General features: G+C 40.0%; 21 protein-coding genes. 6 read left to right on the forward strand and 15 right to left on the reverse strand.

Annotated elements, in window-relative coordinates; all coding sequences use genetic code 11:
* Nucleotides 1–36 precede the first annotated feature (36 nt).
* The 5 genes from NT010_13320 to guaB all read right to left on the reverse strand — a co-directional run bounded on the left by NT010_13320 (nucleotide 37) and on the right by guaB (nucleotide 8,900).
* A complete protein-coding gene (locus NT010_13320) occupies nucleotides 37–1,386 on the reverse strand; it encodes a glucose-6-phosphate isomerase (GenBank protein ID MCX5807017.1) in 1,350 nt (449 codons plus the stop codon).
* Entirely contained in the window at nucleotides 1,383–2,342 is a 960-nt protein-coding gene (locus NT010_13325; GenBank protein ID MCX5807018.1) for an acetyl-CoA carboxylase carboxyltransferase subunit alpha, read from the reverse strand. Before NT010_13325 ends, NT010_13320 begins: the two co-directional genes overlap by 4 nt.
* Entirely contained in the window at nucleotides 2,326–5,775 is a 3,450-nt protein-coding gene (locus NT010_13330; protein ID MCX5807019.1) for a DNA polymerase III subunit alpha, read from the reverse strand. The genes NT010_13325 and NT010_13330 overlap by 17 nt, the downstream gene beginning before the upstream one ends.
* A gap of 107 nt (nucleotides 5,776–5,882) precedes the next feature.
* Nucleotides 5,883–7,427: a glutamine-hydrolyzing GMP synthase gene (gene guaA, locus NT010_13335; protein MCX5807020.1), complete on the reverse strand. Its 1,545-nt coding sequence runs from the start codon at nucleotides 7,425–7,427 to the stop codon at nucleotides 5,883–5,885.
* Nucleotides 7,428–7,433: 6 nt separating this feature from the next.
* Complete coding sequence (gene guaB, locus NT010_13340) at nucleotides 7,434–8,900, reverse strand: IMP dehydrogenase (protein ID MCX5807021.1); 1,467 nt, start codon at nucleotides 8,898–8,900, stop codon at nucleotides 7,434–7,436.
* Between the two features lie 192 nt (nucleotides 8,901–9,092).
* Between guaB and NT010_13345 the strand changes: the two genes are divergently transcribed.
* From NT010_13345 to NT010_13360, 4 genes are all read left to right on the forward strand, one after another.
* Nucleotides 9,093–10,058 carry an ABC transporter ATP-binding protein gene (locus tag NT010_13345; GenBank protein ID MCX5807022.1) on the forward strand — a complete coding sequence of 322 codons (966 nt, stop codon included), beginning with the start codon at nucleotides 9,093–9,095 and terminating at the stop codon, nucleotides 10,056–10,058.
* The gene (locus NT010_13350; GenBank protein MCX5807023.1) at nucleotides 10,051–10,992 is read left to right on the forward strand and encodes an ATP-binding cassette domain-containing protein; all 942 of its coding nucleotides are present in this window, start codon (nucleotides 10,051–10,053) and stop codon (nucleotides 10,990–10,992) included. The genes NT010_13345 and NT010_13350 overlap by 8 nt, the downstream gene beginning before the upstream one ends.
* A gap of 319 nt (nucleotides 10,993–11,311) precedes the next feature.
* Nucleotides 11,312–11,494: a hypothetical protein gene (locus NT010_13355; GenBank protein ID MCX5807024.1), complete on the forward strand. Its 183-nt coding sequence runs from the start codon at nucleotides 11,312–11,314 to the stop codon at nucleotides 11,492–11,494.
* Between the two features lie 16 nt (nucleotides 11,495–11,510).
* Complete coding sequence (locus NT010_13360) at nucleotides 11,511–12,563, forward strand: Fic family protein (protein MCX5807025.1); 1,053 nt, start codon at nucleotides 11,511–11,513, stop codon at nucleotides 12,561–12,563.
* A 517-nt stretch (nucleotides 12,564–13,080) separates the two neighbouring features.
* Here NT010_13360 and NT010_13365 read toward each other — a convergent pair.
* From NT010_13365 to NT010_13390, 6 genes are read right to left on the reverse strand one after another with little or no spacing between them, the layout of a single operon-like run.
* Nucleotides 13,081–15,501, reverse strand: coding sequence for a hypothetical protein (locus NT010_13365; GenBank protein MCX5807026.1), 2,421 nt, complete (start codon nucleotides 15,499–15,501; stop codon nucleotides 13,081–13,083).
* Nucleotides 15,488–15,697, reverse strand: coding sequence for a hypothetical protein (locus NT010_13370; protein ID MCX5807027.1), 210 nt, complete (start codon nucleotides 15,695–15,697; stop codon nucleotides 15,488–15,490). Before NT010_13370 ends, NT010_13365 begins: the two co-directional genes overlap by 14 nt.
* Before the next feature lie 23 nt (nucleotides 15,698–15,720).
* On the reverse strand, nucleotides 15,721–16,185 hold the full coding sequence (locus tag NT010_13375) for a hypothetical protein (GenBank protein MCX5807028.1): 465 nt from the start codon (nucleotides 16,183–16,185) through the stop codon (nucleotides 15,721–15,723).
* 44 nt (nucleotides 16,186–16,229) lie between these two features.
* Nucleotides 16,230–16,457 (reverse strand): hypothetical protein, encoded by a 228-nt coding sequence (locus NT010_13380; GenBank protein ID MCX5807029.1) that lies wholly within the window; start codon nucleotides 16,455–16,457, stop codon nucleotides 16,230–16,232.
* 21 nt (nucleotides 16,458–16,478) lie between these two features.
* Complete coding sequence (locus NT010_13385; GenBank protein MCX5807030.1) at nucleotides 16,479–17,459, reverse strand: DUF4263 domain-containing protein; 981 nt, start codon at nucleotides 17,457–17,459, stop codon at nucleotides 16,479–16,481.
* A gap of 2 nt (nucleotides 17,460–17,461) precedes the next feature.
* Nucleotides 17,462–17,797 (reverse strand): hypothetical protein, encoded by a 336-nt coding sequence (locus tag NT010_13390; GenBank protein ID MCX5807031.1) that lies wholly within the window; start codon nucleotides 17,795–17,797, stop codon nucleotides 17,462–17,464.
* 703 nt (nucleotides 17,798–18,500) lie between these two features.
* On the opposite strand from NT010_13390, the gene NT010_13395 reads away from it, so the two are divergent.
* Both NT010_13395 and NT010_13400 read left to right on the forward strand, forming a co-directional pair.
* Entirely contained in the window at nucleotides 18,501–18,701 is a 201-nt protein-coding gene (locus NT010_13395; protein MCX5807032.1) for a hypothetical protein, read from the forward strand.
* Complete coding sequence (locus NT010_13400) at nucleotides 18,698–18,952, forward strand: type II toxin-antitoxin system RelE/ParE family toxin (GenBank protein ID MCX5807033.1); 255 nt, start codon at nucleotides 18,698–18,700, stop codon at nucleotides 18,950–18,952. The genes NT010_13395 and NT010_13400 overlap by 4 nt, the downstream gene beginning before the upstream one ends.
* A 365-nt stretch (nucleotides 18,953–19,317) precedes the next feature.
* On the opposite strand, the gene NT010_13405 is transcribed toward NT010_13400, so the two are convergent.
* From NT010_13405 to NT010_13420, 4 genes are all read right to left on the reverse strand, one after another.
* Nucleotides 19,318–19,554 (reverse strand): DUF2442 domain-containing protein, encoded by a 237-nt coding sequence (locus NT010_13405; GenBank protein MCX5807034.1) that lies wholly within the window; start codon nucleotides 19,552–19,554, stop codon nucleotides 19,318–19,320.
* A 9-nt stretch (nucleotides 19,555–19,563) separates the two neighbouring features.
* Nucleotides 19,564–19,833, reverse strand: coding sequence for a DUF4160 domain-containing protein (locus tag NT010_13410; protein ID MCX5807035.1), 270 nt, complete (start codon nucleotides 19,831–19,833; stop codon nucleotides 19,564–19,566).
* A 130-nt stretch (nucleotides 19,834–19,963) separates the two neighbouring features.
* On the reverse strand, nucleotides 19,964–20,266 hold the full coding sequence (locus NT010_13415) for a nucleotidyltransferase domain-containing protein (protein MCX5807036.1): 303 nt from the start codon (nucleotides 20,264–20,266) through the stop codon (nucleotides 19,964–19,966).
* A 297-nt stretch (nucleotides 20,267–20,563) separates the two neighbouring features.
* Nucleotides 20,564–20,803, reverse strand: a complete 240-nt coding sequence (locus tag NT010_13420) for a CopG family transcriptional regulator (protein MCX5807037.1) — start codon at nucleotides 20,801–20,803, stop codon at nucleotides 20,564–20,566.
* Nucleotides 20,804–21,247: the final 444 nt, after the last annotated feature.

Here is a 21,247-nt window from a genome sequence, read left to right on the forward strand (position 1 = left end):
TGGTCTGGTCCCTGGCGTAAGTGTCAGGTCAGGCCGTCAAAACTTTATAATTGTTTTTGCAAAGGAAAGTTTCGAATCGATGGTTTCCTTTTTATCTTCAAGACCCTTTTTACCCATAATTGCCTTTGTATAAATCTTTCCCTGTTCTACGCCGGGCTGGTCAAATGGATTGACTTCGTAAAGATATCCGAGATAGGCAATAACCATTTCATACAGCATGAAGAGCGCACCCAGATTATACCCGCTGATTTTGTCAATGATGATAATAAGGTTAGGAGTGTTGGATTCAGTGATTGAAAGAGTAGTCCCGAGGAATTCAGCATAAAAAAGATCACGCAGATTTTTCCCTGCAAGATAATCAATGGATTCGATGTAAGTGAATGAATTAGGAATGGTCCGGTCATCATCGGCGCTGTATATGAGGGTGATGAATTTGTCTTTTGGACCGTCAATATACAGTTGGAGCTGTGAATGCTGGTCAGTAACGCCTATGGATTTTAATGGGGTAGGTCCCTTCATATTTTTTCCGAGACTCTCCCCTTCAAGCTGCCTGAACCAGTCTGCAAAACCGGAAAGTCTTTCACAGTAAGGCATCATAACATGGATGTTCTTGCCCTGTTTGTCCATAAGGTAGAGGATACTCGCAAGAATAATAGCCATATTTTCATTGTGAGATTTCTCTTTAATGTGCTGAGCCATATCTTTGGCTCCTTCCATTATCTCATCGATATCAATGCCCATGACGGCTGCTGGAAATATGCTGACAGGGGTAAGCACGGAAAACCTTCCTCCTACGCCATCAGGAACGTTCAGGACAGGATAACCTTCTTTATTGGCTATTTCCTTGAGAATCCCCTTCTCTTTGTCGGTTATTACGACTATTCTTTCCTTCGCATTGCCAAGCAATTCCTTGAAAATCATAAATTGAGATATTGTTTCAGGTGTTTCGCCTGATTTGCTTATTGCTACTAAAAGGGTATCTTCTTTTTCAGGCGTGATGATATCGATAATCATATTTATTTTATTGGGATCTATATTGTCGAGTATGAAATACTTCGGTTTATCGCCTCTTGCCGTATCACTAAGATTATGGAAGGGTTTAAGCAGGGCGTTAAAAATAGTCTCAGTGCCGAGAGAAGAGCCTCCGATGCCGAGAAGAACAATGTTCTTCAGCTTTTTCGTGTTCAGAACTTCGCAAAGTTTCTTCATTTCAGAAAATTGAAATTTGTTTACAGGCAGGTCCATAAAAGGGTAAGGTTTTGCCCAAAGCTCCCTGTTGTAGTAGTGGAGTTTTTCAGAGATAGTTGTTATTGAAGAGTTTTCGAGACCTTCTTTATTGACTGCAGTTGAAAGCACATTTGTAATATCAAAAGATATGCTGTTCATTTTTCCTCCATGAATACACCCATTTTTCTGAATTTATTATATCGCTGTATCCGTAGTTCTTCTTTTGAAATTTCCAGCAATTCTTTTAAATTTTTAGCAAAAACAGTTCTTGTATTAAAAAAAGTTTCTTCCCAGTTTCTATGGGCGCCGCCAAAAGGTTCATTAATAATATCATCAATAACATCCAGTTTCTTAAGTTCAAAAGCAGTAGGCTTTAAGGCATCGGCAGCCAAAGCTCCTTTTGTTCCGTCTCTCCAGAGGATAGCTGCACAACCCTCAGGTGATATTACTGAATAGGAAGCGTTTTCGAGCATGAGAATCCTGTTGCCTACGCCTATTGCAAGCGCGCCTCCGCTGCCTCCTTCGCCGATTACTATTGAAATTATTGGAACGGAAAGGGAGAACATAAAATAAATACTCGATGCAATCGCTTCTGCCTGGCCTCTTTCTTCAGCGCCGATTCCCGGAAAAGCTCCTGGTGTATCGATAAAAGTAATAATAGGCTTTCCAAGTCTGTTGGCCATATCCATAATTCTCACTGCCTTTCTGTAGCCCTCCGGGTGAGCCATGCCAAAATTTCTGTTGGCCATCTCCCTTGCGTCCTTTCCTTTCTGCTGCCCCACAACTGCAAGGGAAATATCCTCGTATCTTGCAAAACCGGCCACAATAGCCGGATCATCTCTGAATTTCCTGTCCCCGTGAAGCTCTGTGAAATCTGTAAAAAGATAGTTAACGTAATCAAGAGTGTGTGGTCTGTTTAAATGCCTCGATATCTGAGACCTTTGCCAATTGCTGAGCTCACCGTATGTCTCCTTTTCAACCTTGGAAATCTTTTTTGAAAGAGACGTAACCTCTTTTGAGTAGTGAGGGTCGTTTATATCGTAGAATCTTTCAATTTCATTAATCCTTCTCTCCAGGGGTTCAAGTCTCTTCTCAAAATCAAGATAAAATCTCATTTTCCACCTCGAATGTTATACCATCTGTAAAATGTTTATACAAAACAGTCATTTTATTATGGTCAACACATAAGTCTTGTATGTTTAACAATCGGTTTTCACCGTTCAGTTGTAATTCAATAGATACCTTTGATTTGCCTTTCAGGCCATAAAGAATGTCTTTCAACAGTTTCAATCCATTCTCTGGAAACAACTCGCAGTTAATTTTAATTTTTACAGCCTTTCCCATATCACGGGTAATATCTTCAAGCAGTGTAATGTTTTTTACCCTTATTTTAGCGTTTCCTTCTTCGGACTTTTCAACTGTCCCGTTGATTATCAAAGGTTTGTCTTCCTTCAATATATTGGGGCATTTTGAGAGCAAATCAGGGAAGACGATTGTCTCAACAGTGCCGTTTGTGTCTTCTATTGTGACATAGGCCATTCTATCGCCGCGTCTTGTAACAACCTCCCGATATGCGCTTACAACGCCTACAATATCCACATCCTCTGTGATATCCATCTCTTTTATGTTTTGTGTATTGTACGGTGTAATCGCACCTATAATATGTTCATACGATTGCAGGGGATGGCGGCTGAAATAAAAACCGAAGGCTTCTTTTTCCGCCCTCAGCATTTCATCATGGGTAAGTTCCTCCATATCAGGGATGTCAATAACATTGTTCATGCCGAAGTTATCCCCGAACATATCCATTTGCTGGCGGCCGTTTTTATCTTCCTTTTTTTGAAACCTGTCCAATTTTTCTTTCAGCAAATAAAGAATTTGTGATTTCTTCAGGCCCATATTGTCGAAACATCCGGCCTTGGCAAGGCTCTCAAGAACTTTTTTGTTTGATTTTCTTGAATCAACAACACCTAAGAATTCTGTAAAAGATTCAAATCTGCCGACTTTACTGCGCTCATTTAGAATATAATCAATGGCAGCGTCTCCGACATTTTTGATCCCCGACAGCCCAAATCTGATTTTATTGTTTTCTATGGAAAAAGGTTTTTTGCTTTCATTTATGTCGGGCGGAAGGATCTCTACACCTGATTCCCTGCACTCCTTGATGTATTTAAACAGTTTATCCGTATCGTTTATCTCAACTGTGAGCATGGCGGTAAGGTAATGGGTATAATAATGGGCTTTTAAATAAGCAGTTTGGTATGAAATCAGACCATAGGCCGTACTGTGCGACTTGTTGAAACCGTATTCCCCAAACCGTTGGATGACGTCATATGTTTTTGAAGCTATTTTGGTTGGTACTTTATTAGCCTCTGCGCCCGCAATGAAGCTTCCTTTATATCTTTCGAGCTCTTCAGGGATTTTTTTGCTCATGGCCTTTCTCAAGGCATCGGCATCCTTCAGTGAAAACCCGGAAAGAGCGCGAGCGATTTTCATTATCTGTTCCTGGTATATAATTACTCCGTATGTATCATGAAGAACTTCTTCGTGCACCGGTGTTTCATATTTTACAAGGGAAGGGTTATTTTTTCTCTTAATAAATTCATCAACCATTCCGCTTTTTAAAGGACCGGGTCTGTAGAGCGCGATAAGGGGCATGATGTCTTCAAACTTGGAAGGTTTTAACTTTCCGAGAAGCTCCCTCATTCCCCTGCTTTCAAGCTGAAACACGCCCGATGTATCGCCTGAAGAGAGAAGCTCATATGTTTTCTTGTCGTCGAGAGGGATATTTGTAATATCTATTTCTATGCCCTTGGATTTCAGCAATTGAAGGACATTATCTATCAGGGTAAGGGTTTCAAGACCAAGAAAGTCTATTTTGATAAGACCGATTTTTTCAATAGTTTTCATAGTAAATTGAGTGACGGTCTCACCCTTTTGACCCTTGTAGAGCGGAAGATGTTCGGTGAGCAGTTTATTTGAAATCACGATGCCTGCCGCATGGGTTGAGGCATGTCTTGCAAGCCCTTCAAGGACCATGGCATTATCGAGAAGTTCCTTTATGTTGCTGTCTTTTTCGTATAACTCTTTGAGTTGTGGTTCATCCTCAATAGCGTTTTTAATCTCCTTGCTCATTGCCGGTATGAGTTTGGCAATCTTGTCGACTTCCGCATAGGGCAGTCCCAGTGCCCTGCCTACGTCCCGGACAGCGGCTTTTGACTGCATTGTTCCAAAGGTAATTATCTGGGCTACATTATCTTTGCCGTATTTTTCCGTTACATATCGGATGACTTCTTCTCTTTTATCTTTGCAAAAATCAACGTCGATATCGGGCATACTGATTCTTTCAGGATTTAAAAATCTTTCAAAGATCAGATCATATTTTATGGGATCAATATCTGTAATGCCGAGGCAATAGGCTACAAGGCTTCCGGCTGCAGAGCCTCTTCCAGGTCCAACGGGAATGCCGTTTGATTTTGCATAGTTGATGAAATCAGCAACAATGAGGAAGTATCCTGAGAAACCTGTATTTTTAATGACTCCGAGTTCGTATTCAAGTCTTTTCTTATATTCCTGTGAAAGTCCTTCAGGAAATGATTCATAGAGTTTCCTGATCTTGGGGATTCTCTGTGTAAGACCAATACGGCAGAGCTCTTCCAGGTATTCATTCAGTTCCATTTCCTTTGGCGGTTTAAACTCAGGAAAGTGATATACGCCTGTTTCGATGGTTACATTGCACATTTCGGCAATTTTCATGGTATTCGACAGGGCTTCAGGGTAGTTTGCAAAGGCCGACTCCATGCGTTCGGAGCCTTTGAAATAAAACTCGTCACTTTTAAAGCTGAGCCTGTCCTTGTCGAGCATTGTTTTGCCTGTCTGGATGCACAAAAGAAGCTCATGTGCCTTTGCTTCTTCTTTTCTCAGGTAGTGGCAGTCGTTTGTCGCCACATAGGGTATGTTGTAATGCGAAGATAACTCAACGAGCCTGTTGTTGATGATTTCCTGTTCCTTCAGGCCGTTGTCCTGCAATTCAAAAAAAAGCCTGTCTCCGAAGATCGAGTAATATTCTTCTATAAGATCTTTCAGGTGCCTTTCGTCGCCCTTCAGGATTGCGTTGGGTATTTCGCCTTTAATGCAGGCAGTGAGACATATAAGACCCTCATGATGAGATTTTAACAGCTCTTTGTCTATTCTCGGCACATAGTAGAAACCTTCAAGCTGTGCAGAGCTTATCATTTTTATCAGGTTTTTATATCCTGTGTTGTTTTGCGCCAGAAGAATGATGTGGTAGGCATTGTCCTCGCCCCTGCCTTTTTTATCAAAACGTGATTTTGGGGAGATGTATGCCTCACAGCCGAGGATCGGTTTAATGCCTGCTTGTTTTGCAGCAAAATAAAAATCGGCAACGCCGAACATATTTCCATGGTCTGTTATGGCGCATGCATGCATTTTATATGTATGGGCAAGATCAAAGAGACGGTCGAACCTGATTGCGCCGTCAAGGAGACTGTACTGTGTATGCACATGGAGATGGACAAAGTCTTTCATTAATTATGACCAATTAAAGTTTTTATGATTCATTTCATTTATTTTCATTTATCCTTCTTTGGATTCGCAATTCAAAATTCGCAATTAAAAATTCAAAATTGCTGTTATTATTCCCATTCTATTGTGCTGGGCGGTTTAGATGATATATCATAGACAACACGGTTAACACCGGGGACCTCGTTTATTATCCTTCTCGCCACCTTGTCAAGTGTTTCATAGGGGATACGAGCCCAGTCTGCAGTCATTGCGTCTTCGCTCTCAACGCATCTTAAGGCTATAACGTGGGCGTATGTTCTTTCATCGCCCATGACTCCTACTGTTTTTACCGGTATCAATATGGCAAAAGACTGCCAGATATGGCGGAAATGTACGTCTCTTTCGATATCCTGTCTGATGATATCATCTGCCTCTTTTAAGGTGTGGAGTCTTTCTTTTGTCACATCCCCGATGATTCTTATAGCAAGGCCCGGTCCGGGGAAAGGTTGTCTGTAGACCACATTATCAGGCAATCCGAGTTCTTTTCCGACTATCCTTGTTTCGTCTTTAAAAAGCTCTCTCAACGGTTCCAGGAGTTTAAGCTTCATCTTTTTCGGGAGTCCCCCTACATTATGATGGCTTTTAATTGTTGCAGACGGACCCTTGAAAGATGTGCTTTCTATTACATCAGGGTATAGCGTGCCCTGTGCAAGATATTTTGCATTGCCGAGCTTTAATGCCTCTTCCTCGAATATTTTGACAAAAAGCCTGCCGATGATTTTTCTCTTCTTTTCAGGGTCTGTTACACCTTTTAAGGCATCAATAAATTTCTCTTCTGCGTCTACATATCTCAGATTGAGATGGAGCCTGTCCTTAAAAAGATCGAGCACTTCCTGAGCCTCGTTTTTTCTGAGCACACCGTTATTTACAAAAACACAGGTCAGCCTGTCGCCGATAGCCTTATGAATTAAGGCAGCAACAACCGAAGAATCAACACCGCCGCTGAGACCGCATATGACACTCTCATTACCGACCGCTTTCTGAATCTTTTCTATTGAAAGCTCAACAAAAGATTTTGGGGAAAAAAGTCCCTTTGCTTTACAGATATTGTATAAAAAGTTTTTCAGGATGCGTTTTCCCTTTGGTGTGTGGTGCACTTCAGGATGAAACTGGACTCCGTATATATTCTCATTTTGTTTTTTTATCGCAGCATAAGGTGAATTATCAGATTTGGCAATGGAGATAAAACCTTCCGGCATTTTAAAAATCCTGTCCTGGTGGCTCATCCATATAATATCGTTATCTTTTATCCCTTTCAGCAGGCCATCGGGTTTTTCAATGAAAATATGTGCCTTCCCGTACTCCCTCTTTTCCGACTTGTCCACCTCGCCGTTGTATAGTTTTGTGATAAGCTGGAGGCCGTAGCATATCCCCAGTATCGGAATATGTAATCTAAAAATATCGTTGTCACATATGGGTGCATCGGATTCGGATACGCTTTTAGGGCCGCCTGACAGGATGATACCCCTGGGTTTCAATGTTTTAATAGCATTAAGATTCATGTTGTATGGATATATTTCGCAATATACGCCAAGCTCCCTGACCTTTCTTGCTATGAGCTGGGTATACTGGGAGCCGAAGTCAAGTATTAAGATAATTTCCTTATGATAATCCATATTTCCTCATTCAATTCTGTAGTTGGGAGCTTCTTTTGTGATAAACACATCGTGAACATGACTTTCTCTTAATCCGGCAGAGGTTATCCTTATGAATTTGCATCCGGTCCTGAGTTCTTCCAAATTAGTACATCCTGTATATCCCATCCCGGCCTTGAGCCCGCCAACGAGCTGTTGAATACAGATAGAGAGGGAGCCTCTGTATGGGACTCTGCCCTCTATGCCTTCGGGAATTATTTTGGATTCTATCTCGTCTTCTGCGATGCAATATCTGTCTCTTGTTTTTCCTTCTTTCATGGCCTCAAGAGATCCCATGCCTCTGTATACCTTATAGGTACGCCCCTGATACAGGACCGTTTCACCGGGAGTCTCATCTGTTCCTGCGAAAAGATTTCCTATCATTACGGTATTGGCGCCTGACGCAATGGCCTTTGTTATATCGCCGGAAAATTTGATGCCGCCGTCGGCAATAGTCGGTATCCCGTGTTTTCTTGCTGCCCTTGACACTTCAGCGATGGCTGTAACCTGCGGGACGCCGATGCCTGCAACGATTCTTGTGGTGCATATCGAGCCCGGTCCGACGCCGATCTTTACACCGTCGCAGCCTGCCTTAATGAGGGCTTCGCATCCTTCTGCCGTTGCTATATTTCCTGCTATGATTTGAACATTTTTAAAGTTCTTTTTGACATCAATGATTGACTCGATGACATTTCTTGAATGTCCGTGGGCAGTGTCAATGATGATTACATCGCATCCTGCCTTTAAAAGCGCATCAACGCGGGCGTCCCGGTCCTTGCTTACGCCTACGGCTGCTCCGGTTCTGAGTCTGCCGAGATTATCCTTGCAGGAATTAGGGAATTTTCTCATCTTTTCAATATCTTTTATGGTAATCAATCCTCTAAGGTTGTATTTCTTATCAACTACAAGGAGCTTTTCAATTTTGTGTTTATGAAGGATTTTTTTCGATTCCGAAAGGCTGATGCCTTCTTCTACAGTGATCAGATTATCCTTTGTCATGACATTTTCTACAGTTTCTTCAAGGTTGGTTTCAAATCTCAGGTCTCTATTGGTTATGATGCCGACGAGTTTCTTCCCTACTGTTACCGGAATACCGGATATGCTGTATTTTGACATGAGGTCGAGGACATCTTTAATTTTATTTTTAGGTGATATGGTAATGGGATCAACAATCATCCCGCTTTCGGATTTTTTTACCTTTTCTACCTCATGGGCCTGATCTTCAACGCTCATATTCCTATGTATAATGCCTATGCCTCCCTCCTGTGCAATACAGATGGCTGCTTTTGCATCTGTTACAGTATCCATGGCAGCACTTAAAAGAGGAATATTCAGTTTTATCTCCCTCGTTATATGGGCTGACACATCTACGCTCTTAGGCATTATTTCACTGTATGACGGCACCAGGAGGATATCGTCAAATGTAAGGCCTTCTTTTATGCTTTTTTCATCCATAACGACTCCTTGTTGTAATTGTGTATCAGGTATGCTTCTTTTCTATTAATAGATTCCGGTAGTTTTATCAAATTCATAACTTGTATATTATTTGTATAAACAAAGAAGATAAACGTTATAGCCTATAAAAGGCTTGCCATTTTTTATTGGTTTAGTATAATGCATAGGGTTAAAATAATCAAAGGGATTTTTATGAACGAGCCTGCAATCAGTGTAACAGGATTAAATACATCATTTATAACGGATTCTTATATAGTCCGGGCTGTTGAAGGCGTCAGTTTTGACATTATGAAAGGTCAGATATTCGGACTGGTAGGAGAGAGCGGGTGTGGAAAAACAATGATATCCCTTTCAATTATGCGTCTTGTGCCTTCTCCGGGAAAGATAACCGAAGGTCAGATTATCTTCGAAGGCAGAGACCTTGTTCAATTAACCGGGACTGAGATGGAAAGCATAAGAGGCGACAGGATCGGAATGGTTTTCCAGGAACCCATGACAGCTCTGAATCCGGTCATAAGGATAGGGGAACAGATAAGCGAAACAATAGTGATACATAAACATGTCCAGATGAATGAAGCAAAAGAACGGTCAATCGATCTTTTAAAACAGGTCGGTTTCGATGAACCGGAAAAAAGATATATGCAATATCCTCATCAGTTAAGCGGCGGCCAGAGGCAGAGAGTGTTGATTGCCATTGCAATATCCTGCAACCCCTCTCTGATAATAGCGGATGAGCCGACGACAGCCCTTGATGTTGTCACAGAATCACAGATACTTTTTCTGCTTAAGGAGCTGGTGCGGCAATATAATACCTCGATGCTTTTCATAACGCACAATCTCAATATTGTCAGAAAATTATGCAATATAATAAGCATCATGTATGCGGGACGGATACTTGAGCAAAGCTCTGTTGATGATTTTTTCAAAGAGCCTCTGCATCCTTACAGCAAAGGGTTGTTGAATTCTGTTTTCGGATTTGGAGGCACTGAAAAAAGGTTGACGGCAATCCCCGGTTTTGTGCCGAAACTGTCGGAAATCCCTGAAGGATGTAAATTCCATCCGAGATGTACATCCGTTATGCCGATATGCAAGGAGAAAGAGCCGCTGATGATTGAGAAAAGTGAGGGCAGGTGTGTGAGGTGCTTTCTCTATGAGTGAAGTGCTTTCTGTATCAGAACTGAAAAGGACATATGAAGTCAAAAAAAGTGCCTTTTCTTACGCAAAGGAAACAATAAAAGCGGTTGACGGCATATCTTTTAGTGTGGATAAGGGGAAAACCCTTGGTGTTGTCGGCGAAAGCGGTTCAGGAAAAAGCACCCTGGCGCGATGTGTCATGTTCCTTGAAAGACCGGACTCCGGGAATATTGTTTTCCAGGGAAATAACCTTAATGACATCAATGGGCATGATTTAAGGAAATTACGAAGAGAAATGCAGATTATATTTCAAGACCCATACTCCTCCCTTAACCCGAGAATGAAGATTTTCGAAACTCTGGCAGAACCTGTTCTATTCCATAAAGCTGCGCAAAAAGACCATGTCATGGACAGGGTTGAAGAAATACTTGAGATTGTCGGGCTCAGCAACGACTTTCTCAACAAATACCCCCATGAAATGAGCGGAGGACAGAGACAGAGAGTTGCAATAGGCCGGGCACTCACGACAAATCCCTCATTGATTGTTGCTGATGAGCCTGTATCGTCTCTCGATGTGTCAATCCAGGCGCAGATAATAAACCTTTTTATGGATATAAAGGAAAAAGCCGGGATAACGATGCTGTTTATATCACACGATTTGAATGTTGTAAGATTTTTATCAGATGAAATTATTGTCATGTATAAGGGTAGGGTGGTTGAAGCAGGGAAGGGGGATGAAGTATTTTATAACCCACTCCATCCTTATACAAAAATGCTCATAGATTCCGTAAAGGGTGAGTTTGCAAAAAGGGCAGGGGATGATGGGCAGGCAGCAGGTGGGTGTCCATATTATCCGAGGTGCGAGAGGCGGCAGAGTGAGGTGTGTTTGGCAGCAGAGCCGGGGTTGGACGCATTCTCCACCAATAATCATGCTGCGGCATGCTTCCTCGTGGAGTGACCGGGCCTTTGCTATGTGTTATTTCCATGTTTTCTCTTTAGCCGGACATCGGCATGTTCAAAAATTTTGATCTGCGGCGGTCTGCTGCGCCTTGCGATCCTCCGACGTACATTAAGTACGCCTCCGGCCTGCAAGACTTACAGCCCATCCACATCTGCAAAATTTCCGAAATGCCGATGTCCACTCAACCCGGATTAGCATAAGCGTTTATGCTAATCCGGAAAATGAAAAGACATAGATTGTTTTTCATATCTTCTATTTCATTCCACTATTTTATTATAAAAACTTGAATATATTATCATGTAACCTTGCGAGAGAAATGGAACTTGTGGCAAGGGAAGAAGGCAAGCCTATCAGCGCATTGATTCAGGATGCTGTAAGGATTTCGCTGAAAGAAAGGCAGAAAAAGGAATTCTATCAAATTAAGTATATTGTGAGAAACGCAATACTTTTGGCAGACTTGACAAACAGCATACAATCACATATAATCGAATATAGTTAACAATATGCAAAAGGCAATGACTAAACTCGACAGAAGACTATCCCCCATTCCTTCTGAGGTTTTATCGAAAATAGCCAAAATTGATGAAATTAAAGGGCGTTGGATTGGCGGGCTGCAAATTAACCCTCAAGCTTTAGGCCGCTTAAAACGGTCTGTTTTGGTTACTTCCACCGGAGCTTCTACCCGTATTGAAGGGGCGAAACTCACTGATAAAGAAATTGAAAAGCTGATGCAGGGCATAACTACAAAAAAGTTTACTGATAGAGATTCACAGGAAGTGCAAGGATACTATGAACTGCTTCATAATGTATTTGATTCCTGGAAGTCTATCAAATTCAGTGAAAGCACAGTCAAACACTTTCACAATCAGTTGCTCAAATATGTAGAGAAGGACGAAAGACATCGAGGGGATTATAAGAAGACAGAAAACACTGTCGAAATGTTCGATCAAAACGGCAAGAGTATCGGTACCGTATTTGAACCTACCAAAGCCTATCTTACCCCTAAAGAAATGCAGGAACTTATGGAGTGGGCAACGCAGGCACTTGAAGAAAAGAAATATCACCCCCTCCTTATAATCGGCAACTTTCTGGTTGAATTTCTCAAAATTCATCCTTTTCAGGATGGTAATGGAAGGGTTTCCCGTATTCTGACAAACCTGCTTCTGCTTAAAGAAGGCTATGCCTTCATGCCCTATGTTTCGCATGAGAAGATAGTGGAAGATAATAAAAACAATTACTATTTAGCGCTTGTAAAAAGTCAGAAAAGTTTCAATAGAAAAACCGGGAATATTTTTCCATGGCTTAATTTCTTCCTTGATGTTTTGCTCAAACAGTCCGAGATAGCCATCAAACTAATGGGAAGCGAGGATGTGGAAAAGCTGCTTTCGCCGAAACAAATGGAAGTCTGGAACTATCTGCAAAAAGTTCCAGAGGCAGCGCCTATTGAAATTTGCCGGGAAACCAAAATAGTAAAACCTACGGTGCTTCAGGCTCTCAACAGGCTGGTTGCTCTCAGAAAGGTTGAAAGAATTGGAATGGGAAGAGGAACGAGATATAGGAAACTGTAGGCAAGTTCTATCAGAGAGCAATTCGTCAAATTTTCTGGTCATAGATTGCCGCAAGCTCCCCTGCGGCAATCTACACAGTGAGCACAGCTCGCGAGAAGGGGAGGCTCACACGGCTTTGCCGGGGGAGGGGGCGACGCAAGCCCCGGTAATAGTATAATTGAATGTGCCGTGTCGGGCAAAGCCGATGTAATTGTAACAGGCGACAAGGAGATGCTGAAATTGAAAGAATTTGAAGGGATCAGGATTATTAGTTTGAGAGAGTATTGGGAGAGTTAATAAGCGATGACTGAGTGAGGGGCCGAAGATCTTTTCGCGCCTGACCACGTTGCGCGTCGGACTGTGCTTCTTCGACGTACTAGTTTAGTACGCCTGCAAACCCCAGCCCTCGCGCGCCTACTCATCCATCGAAAATCCCTTTCGGGCAGAAGAACTGATGATTCAAAAAGTGTCGAAAGTTACGAACGTTGCCTACATATGTAGAATAATAGAAAGCCTCTAACGGTCGGATAGGTTCATTTTACTGCTTCCAATCGTAGGTCAACTTGCCGCACCCACACCTAATTTTATTTTCCACATTGTCAAAGTATTTGATAGAAATAGACTTTCCACACTCATCACAGTAAAAGATAAGAATGGTTTTCTCAATGTCTTCCCATATTGCCGCCAAGTCTGCAATACTTTCATTGAACTCGTTGTCATGGGACGTGACATTACCGATAAACATTGGTATTCCCTTTAGTCTTTGAATGTTGGCCTTGTCCTTCAATTCGCTTCCTTTTTTTGAAATTCTACTGTGCACAGCATCCAATAGTTCGGGGGCCATTCTTTTTTCATTTATTTCATTGTAACGAAAAGCCACTTGTGCATCTATGTTGTTGGCGATTTCTTTCATTATCTTTTCAGTATAAACCCTGATATCGTTACCAAGTCCATTAGTGTTTTTGTCCTCAAATTTTTTAAGAATTCGTTCTTTGATATCGGTTGTACCTTTTTCAATTCCTACCCCGTTCTCTTTTGACCATGTAAAATTTTGAATTAGCCATCCTTTGTTCTTGACATCACTGGCTACTAGTTCAAAGAATCCCTGATCGTGTGTGAGCAACAGAATTTGGTATTCGCCGAACTTATCAGTTAGCAATTTTGCAAACCTCGTTCTGTGTGGTCTGTCGAAACTGGAAATCACATCGTCAAGAATAAAAAGCTCGTTCTGCTTATTGAATGCTTTCACGGAAGCTAAAAAAAATGATAGGCCAAGACAATTGATGTGACTTTCACTTAAATAAGCGATTGGTGGCGTTTTGGTCTCATCAAAGAAGCTATACTCGATTGTTATTCCGACTAAGTCATCGTTTTTATCCTTGATTGGCACAAGCTTAATATCCTTAATCTTCTCATTGGGGTTCATGGCGGTGTAATATTCATCAATATTTGTGGAGAATGTCTTTAGAAAGACATTTAAAGCTTCTTCTTGCCTTTTAATAAAATCTGCAAAAAGCACTTGAAATGTTATTTGTTGTTTCGTCAGTATTTCTTGCTGTCTCTTAATGCTTTGATATTGATTGTAAGCAGTAACTGTTTGAAATAGCTTGGTGTAAATCTGGAATTTTGTATTTGATCCCTTGCTTTCCGTGAGTTCCTTTGCCGTGTCTTGCGCTTGCTTGGCAAGCTCAGATATTTCTTTCTTATTAATTTGTATTTTGCTCGGCTCATGAATTGAGTCTTTAGCTATCAATTCCTTTTTTAGTTCATCAGTAAAGACATTCAAGGAGGTTCTAATTTGCTGAACCTTCTCAAGAAGTGTGGCTTGTTGTTCCTCTTTGAAAAGCTTCTCTTTGAGTAGCCCATCTATTGTATTGACGTTGACTCGCAGAGTATCCTTTAATTTCTGCCCTTGTTCTTTCAACTTATCTTTCTTTTGCTCCAGCGTTTCTAATTCTCTAATCCTTTCTTCTAATTCTTTAATTAATTCTATTTTGCTCTTTTCTTGTAGACAGAGTGGGCAATAATCATCTTGGACAACATCGTTTTTCAAAACACTCTGCCCTTCTTTCAGTAAAGCAAGGAGTTGTAATTTTTGAATATTCTCAGGATCTTTTCGCAGTTCGGTGTATATTGTATGATAAGTTTTGTAGCTTGAATGTATGTTATCAATGTTCCCAAAAATTTCCGTTAAGTTTTCTCCAACCTTAGTATAGAAACTTATTTGTTCCAAAAGAGCTGTATCTCCTTTGGCTTCAATTGTTTTTAGAACATCCTTGATATCTTTATGCGATTTGATGTCCTTTCCAATATGCAAAGGTTTTATCAACAGGTTTGCTCCTGCAAAAAGTTGGTCGTCGGTATAAGCATTTTGCCCGAGGTTATCGAGAACAACAGTATGTTGGGCGTTTTTTTGATTATCAAAGTTGGCCGATTTAATGTTGCGGGCAATTCTTCCAGCAGACTTCTTAAGAAGACCACGGACATCAGCTACAGCGGAAAAGCCAATTATGTTTTGGAGTTTCTCTATCTTTTCCCCAGGGGTGGCGATAATGAATTCCACCAAGTCTCTGTAGCGTAAAATTAAATTTTCAGATTGAGTAGCTAGCAGATATTCTTTGAAATTATCAGTCGTATTGGATACGGAAGTCCTTAATGAACCGTCAATACTTTTTGTTGCATTCAATTTATTATTGGAATAATGAATATTAACGAATGCATCTTCATTGTCAGGAATGAATAGATTGCGTAATGACCCTCTTCCTTTGGTTGCGCCAGTTTCTTTGCTAATCAAATGCTCAACACCATCTGAATAGTACCACTCAATAGCATCAGTTAAAGAACTTTTGCCCGATCCATTTTCACCAAATATCAGAATCGATTTATTATCCAGATTTAGCGGCAAAGGATCTTTGATACCCCTGATTCCGCTGATGTTGATTGATTTAATTTTTGTCATCTTTTTCCTCGGTTGCGCCAAGTTCTTCTTGAAATAGTTGTCCCATTGCGTTCTCGATGTTGGTATCGGTCAGTTTCCCTTCACTATACAAAAAAATCAGCTTCTCAACAGTCTTTTTGTCTACCCCTTCTATATCCATAACCTCTGCAAAAAACTCCTCAATTAGCTGCTTGCCGCTTTTAATTTCGTCACTCATGATAAAATGCCCCTGTTTTGTATTTATTCAAAGTATGGCCAATTGATTATGAAGTTAGCCTTTAGTTTTTTATCTAATATCTCATACCCGGATTTATTGTTACAGATAGGATACACACCGTATTTTTCAACGAAGTCTAGAATGAAATAGCTTTCGAGGTCTTCAACTCTGTTACTCCAGAATTTGCGAAGCATTTCGAAGTTAATATAAGTAAAATAAAGTTGGTTCACTTTGCCGTAATTGATAAGCCCCCAGTTCTTACTTTTACCTTCAAAGTGTTCTGTTAGTCGACTACCGATACTGTTTGTTTTTTTCTCGCTCATTCCAATGTAGAGCAATCGAGATGTTTTGAAAGGGTATTGAATTCTCGTCTTATCATTAAAAATGAAATATAGTCCTGTTAGCCCCATAAGTGGCTTTATGTTCTGTATTTCAAATACCTTCGGGCTGTCAAAAAATATCTTAAGTTCTGCTGTTTCTTCGGTCATCTTACTATATATCCAAATGTATTAAGTAAAGGGTGCGTTATTTTTTATCTTAGTTTTGACTCATATCCCTTTTTAACATATTTACTAATATAACTATTCAAACCTTTTCCGGCCACGGCAAGCAATTTCATTTGTTCAATATTTGCACTACTGGTACTTCTATGGGTATAGAGATAAACCCTGCCAGTACTGAATTGAACAGTGATAGAGTCATCACCAATTTCATAGGCTAAGACTCCAGAATCTCCCCCTAAGTTCTTGTATCGTTCCATAATAAATTTCCTCTTGCTAGATCACTCCCTCAAGCCGTTTTTTACTATGAATTTGGCTCGTTCAAATAATTCGTCATACAAAACAATATCAATATTTCTCAAATTCCGCCTATACAGCTCAAGCGTCTTCAATTTTACAGCTTTTTCTTTGTCACTTCCCGATAACTCAGACCTGCTACCTATTATCAAAATACATTCAACGTCACGAGTAAGGTCTGTAATTTTGTTGCCTTCTGAAGTGTAATTATCAGCCTGACTGTTAATCTCCCAATTTGCCTTCTGAGATAAAATCTGGCTGACAGCATCTGATAAATCATTTGATAAACACCATGCATCTGATCTATTTTTTCGATTTTTGAACAATGATGTACTTGGCTTCTTCAATTCTACCAGCTTTGTAAATCTCATGTCTGATAAAAGGAAATCTGATATAACCTCATTTCCTCCATCTAAATCTGAACCTGAAACATGTGCCTCTCTTTGGAGTATTTTCAGATATCGGTACTTAAGGCCATAGCCAAATATCCATTCATTTTTTTCAAAAAATATCTGCCATTCTGGTTCAGTGATACTTTTGCCTTGTGACAATTTATTCTCAAATTCTATCAAAGACTCTTTTCTACCTAAAATAGTATTTATGTCATCTTGCGAAAGCTTGTTTCGGATAATATTCTTCAGGGCAGGAACTAGTGACGCTGTATCTGTAGCAGCAAGGAGGGACAAAATTCCTTCCGTATTGCCTGTTATTTCTACAAACTTCCCCGTTTCCTTAGGTACGACTGATTTAATCATACTGTATTTATCAAGGTGATAATATAGATTTCCTAAGTCATTAATTGACAGGGAACATGTAAACTTAGATACACCAGTAGTAGAATCGTATGCATAGAGATTGGCGGAAACTTCATCAATCTCATTTCCTCCTTTATTCAAGCCAGAAATGTTTAAGAACAATTTGCATCTTTCATCGCTTCCAATCTCAAAAGCATGGTCAATGCTCATTATCAAACCTTCGCTATGACATATTTATATCTATCCGATTCCGGATTGTATTCAGGAGACTCCTTGAATGGAGTAACAGGTTCACAAATAGCAACATTTGAGAGATGTTCTATAAAAAACATTCGAAAGCTTGGTAGTATCTTTTCGCTGGCACTGTCACTAACCCCAGATGTCTGTAAAATGTCAACTTTAGTTGATTCAGTTCCGTCATTTTTGCGCATAATATATATGGCATGTGGATTACCAATTCGGCTACCAGATGTTTTACCGGGTTTGTTGTACTCAAATGATATTGCCACTTTCCTCTTTATTGCATCCTTAAGTGTTTCGATTATCATTATTGTCCTCCTAGGTGGATCTAATACAAAGTTCACCGGAAGCCGATGGGGATGCTCAAAAATTATTAGCATCCCCTTGCAGCTGATTTGAAATGCAACGCCGAATATTCCGATAGGTCATCGCTCCCCCTGTTAAATGCACTTTATGACCCGCAAAGTTGAATGGAATATTCTATTTAACTACTTTTATTAAGGTTTTATCAATTGTTTTCTTTTAACGAAAACTGTATTGGCAGGTAGACTCCGAGAAAAGGATCTCTCAGAATAAGAAGTATGTTGATGAGAATTGATGAAACAAAGACTGGCTTGGATTTGCATACGATTCTTAATTTTCAGCAACATTTGCTGAGAATTGGATGTCCGAACTATTAATATCTTACCTGCCGTTGGTTGGAGATACTCCAATGTGCTGTTCCCACCCCCCTCAAAATATTTGCTAACACAGTGTTAGCAAATTCCAATATTCTCGTAGAGCCAATATGGAAGAAGGTTTATACGAATTTACTTTAGAAACCAAATTTACCGGATTCAAGTCTTTATCCATGACTCAGGAGCTATTATTGCCGGATGGAAACACCTGTATATCAGGTTTTTTTCAATTGTTCTTATTTTTCAATTGTTGTATTGGAAGATACATTTAATTAATTTTCACATTCATATAAAAATGATATACTTAGACAAATTTGATTAGCGAGGTTTTTATATGCTCAGTACCGTGAAAATAGATTTGAGTCGGGGAGACCTGATAAAGGCAATAAAGGCGATGAGAAAGAGCGAAAGAGACGCCTTTATAGAAGATCTTATTGCATCCACCTCTCCCGAATATCTGGAAAGTATTAAAGAGGCAAAAGCAGACTATAAAGCCGGGAGGGTTAAAACGCACGCAGAGGTTTTCGGAGAGTGAAATACAGACTTGTATATACACAAAGAGCAGTGAGGGATATCGGAAAACTTGAAGTAAATGTGAAAAAAAGAATTGGTAAAACACTTATGCGTTATCAGGATGCCCCCTTAGATTATGCTGAAAGCCTTACGGATTCAAGTCTTGGCAGTTATAGATTTCGAGTAGGAGATTATAGGATTATTTTCGATATAGAAGGCAGGGATATTGTAGTGTTGCGAGTTGGCCACAGGAGAGAGCTTTATAAACGGTAGTTGTATCCGAATGTGCCCATTATTCACCAAAAATAACTTCGGTTTGACAGACCCCCCAAGTAAAGTATATCCCATAACAAAGAGACCGTTACTGAGAATTGATAAAACAACCACTGGCTTGGGTTTGTAGATGATTTCTTAATTTTCAGCAACAGTTGCTGAAAATTGGACGTCCGAATTATAAATATCTCCCTGCCGCTGGTTGGAAATACTCCAATGTGCCGTTCCCACCCTCCTTACAAATATTTGTTACAACAGTTGTAACAAATGCCAATATCCTCGTAAAGCCAATATGGAAGCAGGTTTATACGAATTGACTTTAAAAAGAAAACTTGCCGGATATGCCGATTAACCCTGATATGTCATTATCCAATTTCTTGCAGTTCATACTCAACAGTATCTGCACTGAAATCCTGTTCGTGGGGCCACATGATACCTCCAAAAGCAGGTCTGACAGAACAAAAATATGATTGCTCCTTTAACTCATTAAAAACACCTTTGTCTATATATGGAGAGACATCAAACACACCTTTTTTGCCGTTTGAAAATTCAATTTTGAGTTTATAATCAACCAAAGGCTCAACTGATATGATTTTTACCATGAGTTCACCTCATTTTAATGGTTCAATTTTAAATGGCTGCTGGCCTTCAACCGACATTCTCCAGTCAGCAATTAATTCGTCTCTGTGTATTTCAATCCATGCCTGAATCAATTTCATTTTTGAAGTAGGAAGATTACCTTCCAGAATTGTTCCATCGTCTATTCCGATAATAGCCTCATGCTCGGCATACTGGGCATGAATATGTGGAAGATGATGTTTCTTATTATCAAAATAGAACATGAGAACAATAATACCATAGAACATCGAGATTATAGGCATATTTTCACCATCCATTATCTTTTAACTGACAGGTTTCAGACTGTAATCTTCATATCCTATTCGTTCAATTTATGACCGGATGCGATGAGCACATTCAATAATATCTTGAATGAGTTCCTGATCGTTTCGTTTAGACATAGGTCAGGGTGCTTCGTATGTCATCTGCGACTTTTTTTACGCGTATATTTTCAAGACCGTCACGAGTTAGAAGGTCCACTTTTCTTCCAAGAATTTCCTCAAGGTATTCGACAAGCCTGATAAATTTGAGGCCCATGGGCCGGCTGAACTCTACAATAAGATCAATATTGCTGCTATCGTTATCGGCTCCCGTAGCGACAGAACCGAAGAGGCCAATCTTCTCAACACCAAATTCTGAAGAAAGATAGTCACGCTGTTTTCTTATCTTTTCTATGGTGTCGTTTTTAATAGCCATTTTATACACCTCAATTCTTCATTCTACGCATAAATAGTAATGTCGTCAATTTCTTTTTCAAATTTTTCTTGAATATGTTTAGGTAATTCCTCGAAATCTCTTTTAAAGGAATCGGTACGTATTATTTTCATGCCTTTAGGTCGGCAAGGAATTCATCAATTGAAGAAAAGCTTTTAACTCTGCCCTTTTTGATGTCGCTATCAGCTTCCTTTTCCGCTTTATCACAATCATAATTTTTGAAATACGGGGGAAAGGATAACGCATACTTAAATTCAGATGTAAGAAAAATCAGGTACATCAGAAAAGCCGGCCTTTGTGATTTTTGTAATCCTCGATCCCCCGGTTCATCGAATCCTTTAGCGTTGTATTGGAATTTATCTCCGCCATCTCGAATTCATCAACAAATTCAATTTCGTTGATATACCGCAATGCGGCTGTTTCAATAAAATTAGAGATCGACCTGTTCTCTTGTTCGGCTATTGTCTTAAAGGCGTTATATACCTTATCATTAAGCCTGAGTGTTACTACTTTTGCCATATCGCACCTTCTGAAATATATTCTCAAATACTTTGTTAATCAATAATAAAAACTCGTAGAAGGTGATAGAGTTTTGCCTGGATATGGCGTTGAGGGGAGGGCAGACTATCGAGTTTTGCCGGTTTCGTCCACCTTACCACGATTGCATCTCTCAGAATAAATAAGCTGTTGCTGAGAATTGATAAAACAAAGACTGGCTTGGGTTTGCAGATGATTTTAAAATTGCCGCAACATTTGCGGCAAATTGGGATGTCCGAATTATTAATATCTCCCTGCCATTGGTTGGTAATACTCCAATGTGCCGTTCCAAACTTCCCCCAAATATTTGCTGTAACTGTTACAGCAAATATAATTACTCTCGTAAAACCAATATGGAAGCTGGTTTATACGAATTGACTTCAAAAACAAAATTTATCGGATTTGAATCTTTATTCTTGACGAAGA

The organism is Pseudomonadota bacterium, from assembly GCA_026388275.1.
Classification (GTDB): domain Bacteria; phylum Desulfobacterota; class Syntrophorhabdia; order Syntrophorhabdales; family Syntrophorhabdaceae; genus JAPLKB01.